This window comes from Micromonospora haikouensis, assembly GCF_900091595.1.
Classification (GTDB): domain Bacteria; phylum Actinomycetota; class Actinomycetes; order Mycobacteriales; family Micromonosporaceae; genus Micromonospora; species Micromonospora haikouensis.
The window spans coordinates 41,847-59,479 of sequence record NZ_FMCW01000007.1 but is presented as its reverse complement, the minus strand read 5'-3'; the positions used below and the strand labels follow the sequence as shown (position 1 = coordinate 59,479).

Below are 17,633 nucleotides of genomic sequence, written 5' to 3'. Positions count from 1 at the left end.
GACCAAGAGGTTTGCGCCATCGTCGAGATCAAATCTGACGCTCTTCTCTTGATCACCGGCGCGAACGTGGGGCGGACGGGAGGGAAGGGGGGTCGGGGGTCAGGCGGCGAGGGTGGCGTAGCGGCCGGCGCGGTCGAGCAGGCTGGCGTGGGTGCCGGACTCGACGATGCGGCCGTGGTCGAGCACGGCGATCTGGTCGGCGTCGCGCACGGTGGACAGCCGGTGGGCGATCGTGATCGTGGTGCGTCCCCGGGCCAGTTCGTCGAACGCCCGCTGCACCGCGCGCTCCGTCTCGGTGTCCAGCGCGCTGGTGGCCTCGTCGAGGATGAGCACCCGGGGGTCGCGCAGGAGGGTGCGGGCGATGGCGAGGCGCTGCTTCTCCCCGCCGGAGAACCGGTGGCCGCGCGAGCCGACCATGGTGTCGTACCCGTCGGGGAGGGCGGCGATGAGATCGTGGATCTGCGCGGCGCGGGCCGCGTCCTCGATCTCGGCGTCGGTGGCGTCCGGCCGGGCGTACCGCAGGTTTTCCCGCACGGTGGTGTGCAGCAGGTAGGTCTCCTGGCTGACCACGCCCACGACGGCGGCCAGGTCGGTCAGCCGCAGGTCGCGCAGGTCGACGCCGTCGATGGTGACCCGGCCGGCGGTCGGGTCGTGCAGGCGGCTGACCAGGGCGGCAAGGGTGCTCTTGCCGGAGCCGGTGTGCCCGACGACGGCCAGGCCGGTGCCGGCCGGCACGTCGAGGGTGATCCCGGCGAGGGCGGCGGTGTCGCTGCCCGGGTAGGTGAACGTGACGCCCTCGATCCGCACGTGGCCGCGCACCCGGCGCGGGTCGATGTCGACCGGGTCGGCGGGGTCGTCGACCTCGACGGGCAGGTCGAGATACTCGAAGATCCGGGCGAACAGCGCCATCGACGCGGTGACCGAGACGCCCACGTCGAGCAGGCCCATGAGCGGCCGGAACAGCCCGCCCTGCAGGGCGGTGAACGCGACCAGCGTGCCGATGCTGAGCGTGCCGGCGGCCCCGGGCAGGCCCGCGCCGAGATAGATGAACGCGGGGATGGCGGCGAAGATGACGCTCATCGAGGCCATCCGCCAGCGGCCGGCGAGGTCGGAGCGCAGTTCCAGGTCGACGAGGCGGGCCGAGGAGGCGGCGAACCGGTCGACGAGCGCGCCGCCCGCGCCGAGGGTCTTGCTGAGCTGCACGCCGCTGATCGACAGCCCCTCCTCGATGGTGACGTTGAGGTCGGCCAGCTCGCGCTGCCGCTGGGCGGTGATCTCGCGCCGCATCCGGGCGACCCGGCGGGTGAGCCAGATCGACGGCGGCAGCACGACCAGGGAGATCAGCGACAGCCGCCAGGACAGCGCCACCATGGCCACGGCAGTGGCGACGACGGTGGTGAGGTTCGACGCGATCGAGGTGGCGGTGGAGGTGACCACCGTCTGCATGCCGCCGATGTCGTTGGTGATGCGGGACTGCACCTCGCCGGTGCGGGTGCGGGTGAAGAACGCGATGGACTGCCGGTGCAGGTGGGCGAAGACGTCGGTGCGCAGCCGGTGCATGACCTGCTGGCCGACGCGGGTGGAGAGCCACGTCTGGACCACGCCGAGGGCGGCGGTCACGACGGCGACGGCGACCATGCCGAGGACCAGCCGGGACAACAGGGGCAGGTCGCGCTCGGGCAGGGCCCGGTCGATCACGGCACGCAGCAGGAACGGCGAGGCCATGGCGACGATCGAGGAGACCACGATGATCGCGGTGACGGTGGCGAGCTGCCAGCGGTACGGGGCGAAGAGCCGGCCGACCCGGCGCAGCGGCACCTGGCGGGCCTGGGCCTTCTCGGCGGGGCTGACGGTGCGGGGGCCGCCCCGGCCCTCGCGGTGGGTGGTGGGTGTGTCCAAGGGACCGCCCTTCGTCGGGAACAATGCTGAGGTTACCTCATCATGAGGGAGCAACAGCATTCTCTGCTACCGTATTCCGGTGAGCGCCGACATCCCGGTGAGCCCCGCCACTGCGGTGAGCGCCGACGAGGAGGGCCTGGCCGAGAGCTTCTGGGCCGTCGCCCGCCGGCTGCGCCACCTGTCCCGGCAGACCCTCGAACCGTGGCAGGTCAACCCCGGGCAGGCGCGGGCGCTGGGCGTCCTCACCCGGCACGGCGCGCTGCGGCTCAGCGCGCTCGCCGAGCACCTGCGCATCGCGCCGCGCTCCGCCACCGAGGTCGTCGACGGCCTCCAGGAGCGCGGCCTGGTCGCCCGCCGCCCCGACCCGGCCGACCGGCGGGCCACCCTGGTCAGCCCCACCGACGAGGGGGTACGCGTCGCCGCGGCGATCCGCGCCGCCCGGCACGCCGAGGCCGAGCGCCTCTTCGGGGGGCTCAGCCCCGCCGACCGGGCCCACCTGGCCCGCATCCTGCGGACCCTGCGCGACTGACCGCCGACCGCCCCGCCTCCTTCTGTGCCCGGCCGGTCCGACCGGCCGGTCCGACCGGCCCGTCAGCCCGGCCCGTCAGGCCGCCCGGCGGCTGGCGAGGATGGCCAGCACCTCGGCGCGTACCCGGGCCGGCTCGCGCACCAGCCGGCGGTGGGCGAAGCGCACCACGAGGATGCCCCGGGTCGCCAGCAGCGCGTCGCGGCGCAGGTCGATCTCCCGCTGCCGGGGGTCACCGTGCGCGGTCGCCCCGTCCAGCTCGAAGTCGACCCGTTCCTGCTCGGCGTAGACGTCGAGATACATGGTGCGCCCCTCGATCCGTACCCGGAACTGCCGGCGCAGCCGGGGCAGCTGCGCCCCGGTGAAGACGTGGTCGTGTCCCCACACCTCCAGTGGGCTGCGGCAGCCGACGGACAGTCGGTCCAGCAGCACGCGCAGCGCGGCGCGGCGGGCCAGCCGGGGCGCCTCCGCGAGCGCTTCCCCGACGCGCGCCGGGGTGGTCAGGCCGTCGTTGACGGCGCGGATCAGCGGGGCGGGGCGGTCCACGGCCGGCAGCAGCGGCCAGGCGTCGACCAGTGCCCGTTCCAGCGGGACGACGGGCAGGCCCCGGCGGGTCACCGCCTGCGGCGGCTCGGGGCGGAAGCCGTGCCGGTGGTGCAGCACCAGGTGCGGTGGCCGGGAGCGGAGGCCCGACCGGGCCGGCACGTCGAGGTGCACGGCCTCGTCCTCGGGTTGCCGGCGCACACCCCAGGCGTGCAGGGCGGTGGGTCCGCCGAGCGCGCCCCGCCCCTGCGCGTACGCCACGGCGGCGCGGTGCCGCAGTTCCGGCGGGAGCACGGCGAGCCCAGCCGAGCGGGACAGAGGCGCAGCCAGCCCAGCCGAGCCGGGCGGGAGCACGGCAACTTCAGCAGAGCCAGGCGCGGGCGCGGCGAGCCCAGCACGACCCGGCCGCGTCCGGCACGACTCGACGTAGACGCCGGGCAGCACGCGGAGCAGGTCGCCGGTGTCCACCGCGTGTCGCAGCACCCAGGCGGGCACCACCTGGGTCGCCAGCGTCCGGGTGAGCAGGCCGTCATGGCGGTCCAGCAGCGCTCGAAGCGGTTCGTCCACGGCATGGACGGTGTCGGTGGCCGTCCCCGCGCCGCAACCCCGCCGGCCGCCGGCTGTGGACAGGGGCTCCGCTGTGGACGAGGCCCGCTCGGGGCGAGGATGTGGTAAGGCGTCCTCGATCGTCTGCTGATTTCGGAGACGATCGTCGGCGTGTCGGCTCACTTCTCGACAGACGATCACGGGGGTGCGAGCGCCGCCAGGCGGCGAGCGAGGTGGGTGCGTTCGCGGGTGTTGGCGGTGTGGGCGATTGCTGTCTCGTACGCCTCTTGGGACTCCTCGGGGCGGTCCAGGCGGCGCAGCAGGTCGGCGCGGACGGCGTGGTAGACGTGGTAGCGGAGCAGCGGCGAGGCTGCGCCGCCCAGTTCGTCGACGACCGCCAGGGCCTCGGCGGGGCCGCGTACCTCCGCGAGGGCCACCGCCCGGTGCAGCGCGACGACGGGGCTCGGCGCGAGGGCGGCGAGGTGGTCGTACAACTGGAGGATCTGGGCCCAGTCGGTGTCGGCGGCGCTCGACGCGTCGCCGTGCACGGCGGCGATCGCGGCCTGGAGCTGGTACGGGCCGGGGCGGGCGCGGCGCAGGCAGCGGCGCACGAGCGCGTGCCCCTCGGCGACGAGGGCGTGGTCCCAGCGGCTGCGGTCCTGCTCCGCCAGCGGGACCAGATCCCCGTCGGGGGCCGTGCGGGCGGGGCGGCGGGACTCGGTGAGCAGCATCAGGGCGAGCAGGCCGAGCGTCTCGGGCTCGTCGGGCATCAACTCGACGAGCAGCCGGCCGAGCCGGATCGCCTCGGCGCACAGGTCGTCGCGGACGAGGTGCTCCCCGGCGCTGGCGGTGTGCCCCTCGGTGAAGATCAGATAGACCACGGCGAGCACCCCGCGGAGCCGGTCGGGCAGGTCCGCGTCGCGCGGAATGCGGTACGGGATGCCGGCGTCGCGGATCTTGGCCTTGGCCCGGACCAGGCGCTGGGCCATGGTGGGCTCGGGCACCAAGAAGGCGCGGGCGATCTCGGCGGTGCTCAGCCCGCCGAGCAGCCGCAGGGTCAGCGCGACCCGCGCGGCCGGGGCGAGCGCCGGGTGGCAGCAGGTGAAGAGCAGCCGGAGCCGGTCGTCGCGCACGGGCCCCTCCTCGGGCGGTTCGGCGGGGGCGTGCAGCAGGGCCGCCTCGGCGTGCCGCCGCGCCCGGGTCTCCTCCCGGCGCAGCCGGTCGACGGCCCGGTTGCGGGCGGTGGTGATGATCCAGCCGTCGGGGCTGGGCGGCGTGCCGTCGACCGGCCAGCGCCGCGCCGCCTCGACGAACGCCTCCTGGACCGCCTCCTCAGCGAGGTCGATGTCGCCGAGGAGGCGGATCAGCACCGCGACGGCGCGACCGTGGCCGGCGCGGAAGGCGCGCTCGACGTCGGTGTGCCCGACGTCGGTGTGCCCGGGCACGCCGGTCAGGACCCGCCCGCGAAGGGACGGACCTCGACCGGCAGGGTGGTGGCCCGCGCGTAGCGGCGGCCCCAGTCGAGGGCGACGTCGAGGTCCGGCACCGACACGATGGTGATCCCGCCGAGGTACTCCTTGCCCTCGGCGAACGGGCCGTCGGTCACCAGCATCCCGTCGCCGTCGGCCCGCAGCACGGTGGCCGTCTCCGGCGCGCGCAGGCCCTGCCCGAAGACCCAGGAGCCGGCCTCCACCAGCTCGTGGTGGATCGCCGCGACCTCACGCATCACCCCGGCGAGGAACTCCGGGTCCGGCCGCCCCGTGTCGGCCGGGTGATAGATGCTGATCAGGTACTGCCCCATGTGGTCCTCCTCGGTCGCGCGGCCGGCACGCTGCCGGCCTCCACGTCCACCCTGCACCCTCCATACGAACGGGACCGGCCGGGATCGACACGCCGCCCGAGGAGTTTTTTGTCAACCTCGGCTTATATAAGGCGGCTCTGATATAAAAGGTGGGTGCATGCCTTCGACGTGCTGGGCGAGCCCGTACGCCGGCGGATCCTCGAACTGCTCGCCGAGGGCGAGCGGAGCGCCGGGTCCGTCTGCGAGGTGATCAGGGCCGAGTTCGGCATCTCCCAGCCGGCCGTGTCCCAGCACCTGCGGGTGCTGCGCGACAGCGGCTTCGCCACGGTGCGCCCGCAGGGGGCCCGGCGGCTGTACGCGGTCAACCCGGAGCCGCTGCGCGAGGTCGACGACTGGCTCGGCCACTTCCGCCGGTTCTGGACCCCGCCCCTGCACGCCCTGGCCACCGAGCTGGCGCGGGGCCGCCGGGAACGCCGCCTCGCCGCGGAAGCCGACCGGCCCGGGGAGCCCACCGGGGCCACGGCGTCCGCCGAAGCCACGCAGCCCGCCGGGGCCCAGGAGGCCGCCGGGCCCCCGGCGTCCGCCGCACCCGAGAACGAGAGAGCCGAGAAGAGGAGACCAGGATGATCGACGCGACGCACCAGATCAGCGCCGTGGAACGTCGGGTGGGCAGCCGCGTGCTGCCCGCCGGGCAGGCCCGGGTCATGACCATCAGTCAGACGTACGACGCGCCGGTCGAGGACGTCTGGGACGCCTGCACCAACGCCGACCGCATCCCGCGCTGGTTCCTGCCGATCAGCGGCGAGCTGCGGCTGCACGGCCGGTACCAGTTCGAGGGCAACGCGGGTGGCGAGGTGCAGCGCTGCGACCCGCCGGAGAGCTTCGCCGCCACTTGGGAGATGGGCGACCAGGTGAGCTGGATCGAGGTGCGGCTCTCCCCCGAGCCCGGCGGCCGGACCCGGTTCACGCTGGAGCACGTCGCGCACGTCGACGACGCGATCTGGGACCAGTTCGGCCCGGGGGCGGTCGGGGTCGGCTGGGACATGGGGCTGGTCGGGCTGGCCACCTACCTGCACTCCGGGGACGGCGGTGACGACAACCCGGCCGCGCGGGGCGCAGAGTGGGCCGCCTCGACCGAGGGCCGGGAGTTCCTGGTGACGGTCAGCCGACTCTGGGGCGAGGCGAGCGCGGCGGCCGGCACCGATCCGGCCCAGGCCGCCGCGGCGGCGCGGCGGACCACGGAGGCGTACACGGGGGCCCCGGCCGGCTGACCGCCGGGCCGGCGGCCGGCAGGTCTGCTCGGCAGGTCGGCCCAGCAAATCGGCCCGGCAGGTCGGCCGGGCCGGCAAGTACCACGGCCGGCGAGGGCCGGACCGGCCGGGCGGGTCGACGCGCTCGGGCCGGCCACGGGTAAACCGGCGGCGCGGTGTCGGGGGCGTTCGGCAGACTGTCGGCCATGTCGCCCCGCTCCGTCGCCGATCTGCTCGCCCTGGGCGACGCCGGCACCCGCGTCCGCTACCTGCACTTCTGGGGGCACCGCCCCCGGCCGGACGGCACGGCCGGGGCCGGCTGCCTGAGCCAGTGGTGGCCCGCGCCGTTCACGGTGGACGGCCGGGTCTTCGCCACCGCCGAGCACTGGATGATGTGGCACAAGGCCGCCCTGTTCGGCGACCACGACACGGCGGCGCGCGTCCTCACCGCCGGGCACCCGCAGCGGGCCAAGGCCCTCGGGCGCGCGGTCCGCGGTTTCGACGAGGCCACCTGGGCGGCGCACCGGTACGACATCGTCGTGGCCGGCAGCGTCGCGAAGTTCGCCGCGCACGACGACCTGCGTGCGTTCCTGCTCGGCACGGGCGAACGGGTGCTGGTCGAGGCGAGCCCGGTGGACCGGGTGTGGGGCATCGGCCTGGCCGCCGGCGACCCCGACGCGCAGGACCCGGCCCGCTGGCGCGGCGACAACCTGCTCGGCTTCGCCCTGATGGCCGCCCGCGCCGCCCTGCGCCCCTGACCCGCCCCCACCAGCGCCCCGCCCTGCCCCGGCCAGCCGGCTGGCACCCGGGCCGGAGGCGCGCGGCCGACGCGGTAACGTGCCGGGCGTGACCGGCGCACCGTACTCCCACTGTTCCTACTGCGGCGCGGGCTACCCGGCGGCGGCCGACTGGCCCCGGGTGTGCGCGGCCTGCGGCCAGACCGTGTGGCGCAACCCGACGCCGGTGGCGGTCGCGGTGCTGCCGGTGCGCACCGACGCCGGCCTCGGCGTGGTCGTGGTCCGCCGGGACATCGAGCCCGCGCGCGGGCTGCTGGCCCTGCCCGGCGGCTTCATCGAGTACGGCGAGGCGTGGCAGGAGGCCCTGGTGCGGGAACTGCGGGAGGAGACGGGGCTGGTGGCGTCCGCCGACGACGCGCAGCTGTTCGCGGTGCACGGGGCGCCGGCGGGCGGCACCATGATGGTCTTCGGGACGCTGCCGGAGCAGGCCGCCGGGCAGTTGCCTCCGTCGGCGCCGACGGAGGAGGCGACCGAGTGGCTGGTCGTCACCGAACCGGTGGAGCTGGCGTTCTCCACCCACACCCAAGTGCTCGCCGACTTCCTCGCCGCCCACCGGCCAGCCTGACGGGCATCCGGCCGACTGTCGCCTCCTGAGGGGTGGGACGACCACGCCGGCACACTACCCACATAACCTATCGGGTTAGTAGGCTGCTCTCGCCCGCGGCCGCCTCGGCGTGCCCGCACCTGGAGCCGCCCACCACCCGACCCGGAGACCCGATGACCCGCTGGACCCCCGACCCGTCGTTCTACCCGTCGCCGCGCGAGGCCGCGCAGGCCCCGGCCGAGAAGCTGGCGTACGTCGCCGCGTTCGACCGCGCCGCCGAGCGGCCCGACGCGCTCGCCGTGCTCGACACCGACCCCGACTCCCCCGAGTACGGGCGGGTGGTCGGCTGGACCGACCTGCCGCACACGGGCGACGAGCTGCACCACTTCGGCTGGAACGCCTGCAGCAGCGCGCTCTGCCCCACCGCGCCGCACCCGCACGTCGAGCGCCGCTACCTGATCGTCCCCGGGCTGCGCTCGTCGCGCGTGCACGTCTACGACACCAAGCCCGACCCGCGCGCGCCGAAGCTGGTCAAGGTGATCGAGCCCGGGGAGCTGGCCGAGCGGGCCGGATACTCCCGCCCGCACACCGTGCACTGCGGGCCCGACGGCATCTACCTGTCCGCCCTCGGCGGGGCGGGCGACGCCGACGGCCCCGGCGGCATCGCGATCCTCGACCACACCACCTTCGACGTACGCGGGGCGTGGGAGGCCGACCGGGGCCCGCAGCACCTCGCGTACGACTTCTGGTGGCACCTCAACCACGACGTGCTGGTGACCAGCGAGTGGGGCACCCCGTCGATGATCGAGGACGGGATCGTCGGCGAGCTGCTGCTCGGCCGCCGGTACGGGCACGCGATCCACTTCTGGGACCTGGCCAGGCGGCGGCACGTGCAGCGGGTCGACCTCGGCGACGCGTACCAGATGCCCCTGGAGCTGCGCCCCGCGCACGACCCGACGCAGACGTACGGCTTCGTCGGCGTGGTGATCAGCGTGGAGGACCTGTCCGCCTCGATCTGGTTGTGGCACCGCGACGGCGAGCACCGCGACGGCGAGGCGTGGGCCGTGACCAAGGTGATCGACATCCCCGCCGAGCCGGCCGACGCGGCGGACCTGCCCGACCTGCTCAAGCCGTTCGGGGCCGTGCCGCCGCTGGTCACCGACATCGACCTGTCCGTGGACGACCGGTTCCTCTACGTCTCCTGCTGGGGCACCGGCGAGCTGCGCCAGTACGACGTCAGCGACCCGTTCCACCCGGTGCTGACCGGCTCGGTGCGCCTCGGCGGGATCGTGCGGCGCACCCCCCACCCCGGCTTCCCCGACGAGCCCCTGGCCGGCGGCCCGCAGATGGTGGAGATCAGCCGCGACGGCCGCCGGGTGTACGTGTCGAACTCGCTCTACGGCTCGTGGGACGACCAGTTCTATCCCGACGGGGTGGGCGCGTGGCTGGCCAAGCTGGACGTCGACACCGAGGCGGGCGGCCTCACCCCCGACGCCCGGTTCTTCCCGCGCCGCGAGGAGTTCCGGGGGCTGCGGGTGCACCAGACCCGGCTGCAGGGCGGCGACGCGTCCTCCGACTCGTACTGCTTCCCGTGACCGCGACGACCTGGCTGACGCTGGCCGGGCTCGGCGCGTTCCACGGGCTGAACCCGGCCATGGGCTGGCTGTTCGCGGTGGCCCGCGGGTTGCAGGAACGCAGCCGGCGGGTGCTGCTGGCGTCGCTGCCGCCGATCGCGCTCGGCCACCTCGTCTCCGTCGGCGTGGTGGCCGCGCTGGTCACGGCCACCCGGTCGGTCGCGGCGAGCACCGCCGTGGCGGTCGCCGGCGGCGTGCTGCTGGTCGGGTTCGGGCTGTGGCGGCTGCTGTCGCGCCGGCACTTCCGCTGGGCCGGGATGCGGCTGTCGAACGCGCAGCTCGCCGGCTGGTCGTTCCTGATGTCGTCGGCGCACGGGGCGGGGCTGATGCTGCTGCCGGTGCTGCTCGCCGAGCCGGTCGTCGGCGGCGGGCACGCCGGGCACCTGGCGGCGGCCGGGGCGCTGCCGGGGCAGGCCGCTGCCGGGGCGCTGCCCGGGCTGGCCGCCGCCGGGGTGCACACGGTGGCGATGTTCGGCGTCGCGCTGGCCGCCGCCGTGGTCGTGTACGAGGTGCTCGGCGTCGGCGTGCTGCGGCGGGCGTGGTTCAACGTGGACCGGCTGTGGGCGGGGGTGCTGGTGGCCGCCGGTGTGGTGACGCTGGTCGCGGCGACCTGAGGAGCACCGCCGGCGACGCCCCGCTAACTCCTACTGGTTCAATAGGAGTTAGTTGTCGCCGAGCCGGAGGGAACCCCGATGCCGCACCACCTGTCGCACGACGAGGCCGACCACGACGCCCGGCGGGCCCGCCAGTGGCTCGCCGGGCGGGCCCGGGGCGCGGGAGTCCCCCGCCCGCGCCTGCTCGAACTCGGCGCGGCGATGACCGCCCTCGCCGCCGCCGCGGCCGAGCGCGAGCCGGTCGCCGTCGCACCCCAGCCGGTCGGCACCGACCCCGGGGCGACCGACCCCGGGGCCGCCGGGCCCGGCTCCGGGTCCGGCGCGCCCGACTCCCGGCCCGCCGCAGACGCGGGCGACGGCCCGCCCGGCATCGTCAAGCCGCTGCCGCCGCAGCTGTTCGCCCGGCACGACACCAACGCCGAGATGCGCTGGGAGGCGATGGCCGGGCAGGGGTACGTCGTGCCGACCGACCGGTTCTTCGTCCGCAACCACACCCACACCCCCCGGATCGACGCCGGGACCTGGCGGCTGAGCCTGTTCGGCGACGGCCTGCGCGGCGCGCCCACCCGGGACCGGCCCGTCGAGTTCGGCTACGACGACCTGCGCGGGCTGCCCGCCGAACGGGTCACCGCGCTCGTCGAGTGCGCCGGCAACGGCCGCCGGTTCTTCGCCGGTCAGCAGGGCCGGCCGACGCCAGGGGTGGCGTGGGGGCTCGGCGGCGTCGGCGTGGCGCACTGGCGGGGCGTGCGGCTCGCGGAGGTGCTGCGCCGGGCCGGGCTGACCGGCGCGGCCGTCGACGTCATGCCGGAGGGACTGGACCCGGAGTACGTCACGGGCGGCGTGAACCTGGGCCGGGTCCGCCGCCCCCTGCCGGTCGGCAAGGCCCTCGACGACGTGCTGCTGGCGTACGAGATGAACGGCGAGCCGTTGCCGCCCGACCACGGCCACCCGGTGCGGGTGGTGGTGCCCGGCTGGATCGGCGTCTCCTCGATCAAGTGGGTCGGCCCGGTCGAGGTCTCCGCGACCGCCCTGTTCTCGCCGTGGAACACCCAGCTCTACCGCATGTTCGGCCCCGGCTACCCGGCCGACGGCGCGGCGCTGGGCGCGCAGTCGGTGAAGAGCGCCTTCGAGCTGCCCTGGGACGCCCGCGTCCCGGCCGGCGCGGAGGTGCTGCTGCGTGGCCGGTCCTGGTCGGGGGCGGGCCCGATCCGGTCGGTGCAGGTGCACACCGGCGACGGCGGCTGGCGACCGGCCGAGCTGGTCAGCGCCGACGCGGGCGGCCCGTGGCAACGCTGGACGGCCCGCTGGCGGCCGGCGGGGCCCGGCCCGGTGATGCTGCGCGCGCGGGCCACCGACGCCACCGGCGCCGGCCAGCCGGGCCGGGCCCGACACAACGACCTCGGGTACCTCTTCGACGGCGTCGTCCGGCACCCGGTGACGGTCTGCTGACGCCACTGTCCCGGCGGCCGGTGCGCGGCGCTTCCGGTGTCGACGGCCGGAGCGCGAAGCCTTCCTGTCGCCGGCCGGCACGGCGGCGCCTTCGAAGGCGGCGGTCAGGGCGGCGGGGCGACGCCCTCGGTGTCGGCGACGTAGCCGCTGGCCTGGAGGTGGAACAGCTCCCGGTAGAGCCCGTCGGCGGCGACCAGCTCGTCGTGGGTGCCCTGCTGCACGAGTCGGCCGCGTTCCAGCACGAAGATCTGGTCGGCGTGCCGGACATTGGCCAGCCGGTGGGTGATCAGCACGACCGCCCGGTCCGGACGCCGCCGCAGGTGCTGGAAGAGGGAGTGCTCCGCGCGGGCGTCGAGCGCCGCCGACGGCTCGTCGCAGATCAGCAGCGGGGCGTCCCGGTAGAGGCCACGAGCGGCGACGAGGCGCTGCCACTGGCCGCCGGAGAGGTCGTGGCCGTCCTTGAACTCGCGGTCGAGCAGCGTGTCGTAGCCGAAGGGCAGGCCGACGATCATGTCGTGCGCGGCGGCGGCCCGGGCAGCGTCCTCCACGCTGGGCCCCCGGTGCCCGGCGGGCCGGTCGTGCCGGCCCACGCGGATGTTCTGCCCGGCGGTGAACGGGAACTTCCACCACTCCTGGGTGAGCACGGCGACCTGCGCGCCGGCCTGGCGCGGGTCCAGCTCGGCCGCGTCGACCCCGTCCCAGCGGATCGTCCCGCCGGTGGGCCGGTACAGGCCGGCGATCAGCTTCGCCAGGGTCGTCTTGCCGGAGCCGTTCTCGCCGACGAGGGCGACCACCTGCCCCCGGCGGACGGCCAGGCTGACCTCGTCGACGGCCGGCCGGTCGGTGTCCGGGTACCGCAGGCTCACCCGGTCCAGCTCGATGACGTCGAACCCGCCGGTCGGCCGGTCACCCCCGGCGGCGGTCCGGCCGACCGCGCGGTCGAGGAAGTCCCGGTAGTCCTGGTAGTAGAGGGCGTCCTCGTAGAGCGAGTTGGTGGCGAACACCGCGACGCCGAGGCTGGACCGCGCGGACTGCAGGGCGATCAGCGCCGTCGCGGCGGCGGCCAGCGCCACCATGCCGGCCAGCAGCAGGCCGGCGAGGACCGCGTACACGCCGAAGGTGGCCAGGCCGGCGGTGGCGGTGCCGAGCACCCTGGTCCGGGTCTGGACGCGGACCAGGCGCAGGTGGGCCCGCGTCTCGGTGGCCATCATCTTGCGGTATTCGCCGAGCAGGAAGTCGCGCATCTGGTACGCCCGGATCTCGGCGGCGGTGTGCCGGTTGGCCATCAGGTTGGCCAGCATCCACATCCGGCGACGACGGTTGAACCGGGCCAGCATCTCCAGGTATTGCCGGCGGGCCGTCTTCACGGCGGTCGCGGCCTCGGGCACGGCCGCCAGCAGCAGGCAGGGCAGCAGCAGCGGCTGGATCACGGTGACCGCCGCGGCGGTGGCGAGCACCCCGACCACACCGGTGATCAGGTTGACGGTGTGATCGACGACGAACGCCGCCTCCGTCACCCCGCGTTCGCGGGCCCGGTCCATCTCCTCGGCGAACCCGGCGTCGTCGAACGCGGCGAGGTCGACGGCCGTGGTCGCCTCGAACAGCCGCAGCTCGACCTGGTAGTTGATCTGCGGCGTGAGGCGGGCCTGCGCCCAGCCGGCCGCGATGGTCAGCGCGCCCTTGGCCGTCACGGCCGCCGCCGCCAGGGCCAGGGCCGGCAGCGCCGCCCGGATCCGGTCCGGCGTCGGGCCCGCCGCGAACAGCTCGCGCAGCACGCCGGTGGTGGCCAGCAGGCCGAGGGTGGTCATCACCCCGGCGGCCACGTTGAGCCCGATGGACGCGGCCGTGTCCCGGCGGCTGGTCGCCCAGGCCAGGGCGACCGCCTCGCGGGCCAGCCGGGGCAGCCGGCGGGCCACCGCCCAGAAGGTGGTGTGGGCGAACTCGGTCGCGTGGTGCATCCACGCCCGGTCCTCCAGCTCGGGCAGCACCGACGCCTCGGCGGTGTCGGGCGCGCCGCCCGCCGGCGCGGCGCCCTCCGCCGTTCCGCCCGCCGGCGCGGCGCTTTCCCGCGCGGGGTCCCCCGGCGTGGGGGCCGTGCCGGGGGCCGTCGGCCTGGGCTCGGCGGGGGTGGTGGCGTCGGGTGATCGGCGTTGGCGGACGGCTCTCTTCACGGGCACCTCCGAGGCGGGCGCGGGCCGCGCGACCGGCGGCACACCGACGACCACCGGGAGCCTACTGTGCGCGACCGATCGATGTCAGCACGTCATCGGCATGTCGAACACGTGTCGCAACCCGATCCCCGGCCGGCGCGGGGCGGCTCTCGCCACCCCGCGCCGGTGAGAAGGGAACCCTGCTATACCGCAGGCGTTAACAAGGGGCCCTTCCTTGCACCTCAGCTGGCGGTGAGGGTGACGTCGTCCACGACGAAGCTGGTCTGCAGCGACGAGTCCTCGACGCCGGTGAACGTCAGGGTGACCGTCTGGCCGGCGTACGCCGCGGCGTCGAAGGTGCGCTGGGTGTAGCCGCTGGCCTTGTTGAGGTTCGAGTACGTCGCCAGGGTGGTGCCGCCGACGGCGACGGTGAGCTTGTCGTACTGCCTGATAGAGGTGGTCTCGGCGGTGTCGATGTGCAGCCAGAACGACAGCGTGTACGTGGCGCAGCCGGCCGGGACGGTCAGCGACTGCGACAGCGTCTGGGCGCGGCTGCCGCCGTACCCGCCGAGCCACGCCTTGTACGAGCCGGCGTGCGCGGCCTGGCTGGCCGAGTTGGTGATGACGCCCGAGGACGCGGTCCAGACGGTGGCGCCGCTCTCGAAGCCGGAGTTGCCGACCACCTGGCCGCCGGCACAGCCGCCGGTGCCGGTCACGGTGACGCTGTAGGTGGCGGTGCGGGTCGCCGAGCCGGTGCCGGTGACCGTGATGGCGTAGGTGCCGGGGGCCGCCGACGCGGAGGCGGCGATCGTCATCGTGGACGAGCCGCCGGAGGTCACCGACGACGGGCTGAACGACACGGTCACCCCGCTGGGCGCGCCCGTGGCGGACAGGGCGACGGTCTGGGCGCTGCCGGAGGTGGTGGCGGTGGAGACCGTGGCGGTGGTGGAGGCGCCCCGGGCGATGCTGCCGGACGTCGGGCTCACCGCGACGGAGAAGTCATTGGTCGGGGTGCCGCCGCCGACGGCCTGGTCCCAGATCGCGTACGCGATGCCGTCGGCGCTGCGGTTGAGCCCGGTGGCGTTGATGTTGCTGGTGGTGTCGCAGGCCCGGTGGTAGCACGGGTCGTAGGACGAGCCGGCGGTGCCGCCCCACTTGGTGGCCTGCGCGGAGGTCTTGGTGGCGCTGGCGCCCATCGCGTACCCGGAGGTGGGGATGCCGGCCTGCTGGAAGGAGTAGTCGTCGGAGCGGCCCTGGCCCTCGACGTTCTCCTCCGGCGACAGCCCGAGGGAGTCCCAGTACGCCTTCAGCGGCGCGGCCGTGGTGGAGGTGACCCGGTTGATGAAGTAGCCGCCGTTGGTCGAGGCCACCATGTCGAAGTTGTAGTAACCCTTGATGTAGCCCTTCTGGGTGGCACTGAGCGAGTTCACGTAGAACTTCGAGCCCTGCAGGCCCTGCTCCTCGCCGTTCCACCAGGCGAACCGGACCCGCTTGGTCAGGCTCGGGTTCTGCTGGGCCAGCACGAGGGCGTTCTCCAGCAGCACCGACGAGCCGGAGGCGTTGTCGTTGATGCCCGGGCCGGCGGTGACGCCGTCGAGGTGCGCGCCGAACATGATGACCTGGTCGGCGGGGGCGCCGCCCGGCCACTCGGCGATCACGTTGTTGCCCGAGTAGGTGCAGCTGGTGCAGGTCTGCTCGGTGACCGTGTAGCCGGCGGCCTGGAGCTTGCCCTTGACGTAGTTGACGGACGCCGTGTAGCCGGCGGAGCCGGAGCGACGGTTGCCGCCGTTGCTGGTGGCGATGCTCTGGAACTGGCTCAGGTGGGCCTGGACGTTCGTCACGGAGATGTCCGGCGCGGCCAGCGCCGCGACGGCCGGGGCGGCAGCGGGGGCGGCGGGGACCTCGGCGGCGGTGGCCGGCAGGGCCGCCGTCGATGTGGTCAGCGCGAGGGCGGCGGCGAACGCCAGGCCCGCTGTCACTGTGGTGCGTCTCATGGGTGCTCCTCGGTGCAGGTAGGGGGTGTCGTGCACCTGGGCGTGACCGGACCCCGCTCGCGAGGGTGGGGCGGGCGGGGTCCGGCGGCGTGGCGAGGGGGCGCCGCGACGTTCGTTCCAGGGAAGGAAACACTTACACGCGTCGATTCAGCGGTCAATATCCATCATGGTCATACTGATCCGCTGATCACCCCAGCTCGGGGCGCGGTCCGTCAGCGGGTCGCCGCGGCGGCTGCCCGGCCGGCCTGCCGACCCGAGAAGAGGCAGCCGCCGAGGAAGGTGCCCTCCAGCGAGTTGTAGCCGTGCATGCCCCCGCCGCCGAAGCCGGCCACCTCGCCGGCCGCGTACACGCCGGGCAGCGGCTGCCCGTCGGGGCGCAGCACCCGCCCGTCCAGGTCGGTGTGCAGGCCGCCGAGGGTCTTGCGGGTCAGGATGTTGAGCCGCACCGCGATCAGCGGCCCGGCCGCCGGGTCCAGCAGCCGGTGCGGCGGGGCCACCCTGATCAGCCGGTCCCCCCGGTACGCCCGCGCACCCCGGATCGCCGCGACCTGGGCGTCCTTGCCGAACGGGTTGGCGATGGCGCGGTCGCGGGCCTCGACGGTCCGCCGCACCCGGGCGGCGTCCAGGGTCGGGCCGCCGTCGGGGGCGACGAGGTCGTTCATCCCGGCCACCAGGGCCTCCAGGGTGTCGGCGACGACGAAGTCGGCGCCCCGCTCCAGGAACGCCGCCACCGGGGCCGGGGTGCCGGCGCGGGCCCGCTCGATCACCTGCCGGACGCTGCGGTTGGTCAGGTCCGGGTTCTGCTCGGAGCCGGAGAGCGCGAACTCCTTGGCGACGATCCTCCTGGTGAGCACGAACCAGCTGTGGTCGTGGCCGGTGGCGCGCAGGTGGCGCAGCGTGGCGAGGGTGTCGAAGCCGGGGAACAGCGGCGCGGGCAGCCGCCTGCCGGTGGCGTCCAGCCACAGCGACGACGGCCCCGGCAGGATCCGGATGCCGTGCTGCGGCCAGATCGGGTCCCAGTTGCGCAGCCCCTCGACGTAGTGCCACATCCGGTCCGGGTTGATCACCTGCCCGCCGGCGGCCTCGGTGATGCCGAGCATCCGCCCGTCGACGTGGGCGGGCACGCCCGAGACCATCCGCTTCGGCGGGTCGCCGAGCCGCGCCGGCCAGGCCGCCCGCACCAGGTCGTGGTCGCCGCCGATGCCGCCCGAGGTGACGACCACGGCCTGCGCCGCGTACGCGAACTCGCCCACCTCGACCCGGGAGCTGGGCGCGCCGCGCGGGACGTCGCTGGGCTCCAGCACGGCCCCGCGTACGCCGGTGACGGCCCCGCCGGTGGTGACCAGGCCGTCGACCCGGTGCCGGAAGCGCAGCCGCACCCGGCCGGCGTCCACCGCGGCGGCCAGCCGGCGGGCGAACGGCTCGACCACGCCGGGGCCGGTGCCCCAGGTGACGTGGAACCGGGGCACCGAGTTGCCGTGCCCGTCCGCCGCGCCGCCGCCCCGCTCGGCCCAGCCCACCACCGGGAAGAGCCGGTGCCCCATCGACCGCAGCCAGGACCGCTTCTCCCCGGCGGCGAAGTGCACGTACGCCTCGGCCCACCGGCGCGGCCAGTGGTCCTCCGGGCGGTCGAACGCGGCGCTGCCCAGCCAGTCCTGCCAGGCCAGCTCCACCGAGTCGCGCACCCCCATCCGCCGCTGTTCGGGCGAGTCGACCAGGAACAACCCGCCGAACGACCACCACGCCTGGCCGCCGAGGTTCTGCTCCGGCTCCTGGTCCAGCAGCAGCACCGTCCGGCCCGCGTCGGCGGCCTCGGTGGCGGCGACCAGACCGGCCAGGCCGGCCCCGACGACGATCACATCCGCATCCATGCCGGAACCCTACGG

At 75.1% G+C, this 17,633-nt stretch carries 15 protein-coding genes; 8 read left to right on the top strand and 7 right to left on the bottom strand.

Translation table 11 applies throughout. The features are described from left to right. Positions 1-99 precede the first annotated feature (99 nt). The gene (locus GA0070558_RS08940; protein WP_091277607.1) at positions 100-1,899 is read right to left on the bottom strand and encodes an ABC transporter ATP-binding protein; all 1,800 of its coding nucleotides are present in this window, start codon (positions 1,897-1,899) and stop codon (positions 100-102) included. Positions 1,900-1,978: 79 nt separating this feature from the next. Here GA0070558_RS08940 and GA0070558_RS08935 point away from each other — a divergent pair, with 79 nt between their 5' ends. Continuing rightward, positions 1,979-2,428, top strand: a complete 450-nt coding sequence (locus GA0070558_RS08935) for a MarR family winged helix-turn-helix transcriptional regulator (protein WP_256091827.1) — start codon at positions 1,979-1,981, stop codon at positions 2,426-2,428. 75 nt (positions 2,429-2,503) lie between these two features. On the opposite strand, the gene GA0070558_RS08930 is transcribed toward GA0070558_RS08935, so the two are convergent. From GA0070558_RS08930 to GA0070558_RS08920, 3 genes are all read right to left on the bottom strand, one after another. Continuing rightward, positions 2,504-3,535 (bottom strand): DUF559 domain-containing protein, encoded by a 1,032-nt coding sequence (locus GA0070558_RS08930; protein WP_091277605.1) that lies wholly within the window; start codon positions 3,533-3,535, stop codon positions 2,504-2,506. 176 nt (positions 3,536-3,711) lie between these two features. Then, positions 3,712-4,959, bottom strand: coding sequence for an RNA polymerase sigma factor (locus GA0070558_RS08925; RefSeq protein WP_091277603.1), 1,248 nt, complete (start codon positions 4,957-4,959; stop codon positions 3,712-3,714). A gap of 5 nt (positions 4,960-4,964) precedes the next feature. Next, positions 4,965-5,315: a YciI family protein gene (locus GA0070558_RS08920; protein ID WP_091277601.1), complete on the bottom strand. Its 351-nt coding sequence runs from the start codon at positions 5,313-5,315 to the stop codon at positions 4,965-4,967. A 153-nt stretch (positions 5,316-5,468) separates the two neighbouring features. Between GA0070558_RS08920 and GA0070558_RS08915 the strand changes: the two genes are divergently transcribed. From GA0070558_RS08915 to GA0070558_RS08885, 7 genes are all read left to right on the top strand, one after another. Further along, positions 5,469-5,942: an ArsR/SmtB family transcription factor gene (locus tag GA0070558_RS08915; protein WP_091277598.1), complete on the top strand. Its 474-nt coding sequence runs from the start codon at positions 5,469-5,471 to the stop codon at positions 5,940-5,942. Further along, entirely contained in the window at positions 5,939-6,586 is a 648-nt protein-coding gene (locus GA0070558_RS08910) for an SRPBCC family protein (protein ID WP_091277597.1), read from the top strand. Before GA0070558_RS08915 ends, GA0070558_RS08910 begins: the two co-directional genes overlap by 4 nt. Positions 6,587-6,771: 185 nt before the next feature. Continuing rightward, complete coding sequence (gene ybiA, locus GA0070558_RS08905) at positions 6,772-7,323, top strand: riboflavin biosynthesis intermediates N-glycosidase (protein WP_176734149.1); 552 nt, start codon at positions 6,772-6,774, stop codon at positions 7,321-7,323. An 88-nt stretch (positions 7,324-7,411) separates the two neighbouring features. Next, a complete protein-coding gene (locus GA0070558_RS08900; RefSeq protein WP_091277593.1) occupies positions 7,412-7,927 on the top strand; it encodes an NUDIX domain-containing protein in 516 nt (171 codons plus the stop codon). Between the two features lie 152 nt (positions 7,928-8,079). Continuing rightward, the gene (locus tag GA0070558_RS08895) at positions 8,080-9,501 is read left to right on the top strand and encodes a selenium-binding family protein (protein ID WP_091277591.1); all 1,422 of its coding nucleotides are present in this window, start codon (positions 8,080-8,082) and stop codon (positions 9,499-9,501) included. After that, entirely contained in the window at positions 9,498-10,154 is a 657-nt protein-coding gene (locus GA0070558_RS08890; protein WP_091277589.1) for a hypothetical protein, read from the top strand. The genes GA0070558_RS08895 and GA0070558_RS08890 overlap by 4 nt, the downstream gene beginning before the upstream one ends. 78 nt (positions 10,155-10,232) lie before the next feature. Next, positions 10,233-11,603: a molybdopterin-dependent oxidoreductase gene (locus GA0070558_RS08885; RefSeq protein WP_091277587.1), complete on the top strand. Its 1,371-nt coding sequence runs from the start codon at positions 10,233-10,235 to the stop codon at positions 11,601-11,603. A gap of 104 nt (positions 11,604-11,707) precedes the next feature. On the opposite strand, the gene GA0070558_RS08880 is transcribed toward GA0070558_RS08885, so the two are convergent. The 3 genes from GA0070558_RS08880 to GA0070558_RS08870 form a co-directional block, all read right to left on the bottom strand. Beyond that, on the bottom strand, positions 11,708-13,774 hold the full coding sequence (locus tag GA0070558_RS08880) for an ABC transporter ATP-binding protein (protein ID WP_439709581.1): 2,067 nt from the start codon (positions 13,772-13,774) through the stop codon (positions 11,708-11,710). A gap of 221 nt (positions 13,775-13,995) precedes the next feature. Beyond that, positions 13,996-15,747: a M28 family metallopeptidase gene (locus GA0070558_RS08875; protein ID WP_091277586.1), complete on the bottom strand. Its 1,752-nt coding sequence runs from the start codon at positions 15,745-15,747 to the stop codon at positions 13,996-13,998. A 212-nt stretch (positions 15,748-15,959) separates the two neighbouring features. Next, positions 15,960-17,618, bottom strand: coding sequence for an FAD-binding dehydrogenase (locus GA0070558_RS08870; protein ID WP_091277584.1), 1,659 nt, complete (start codon positions 17,616-17,618; stop codon positions 15,960-15,962). Between the last annotated feature and the right edge of the window lie 15 nt (positions 17,619-17,633).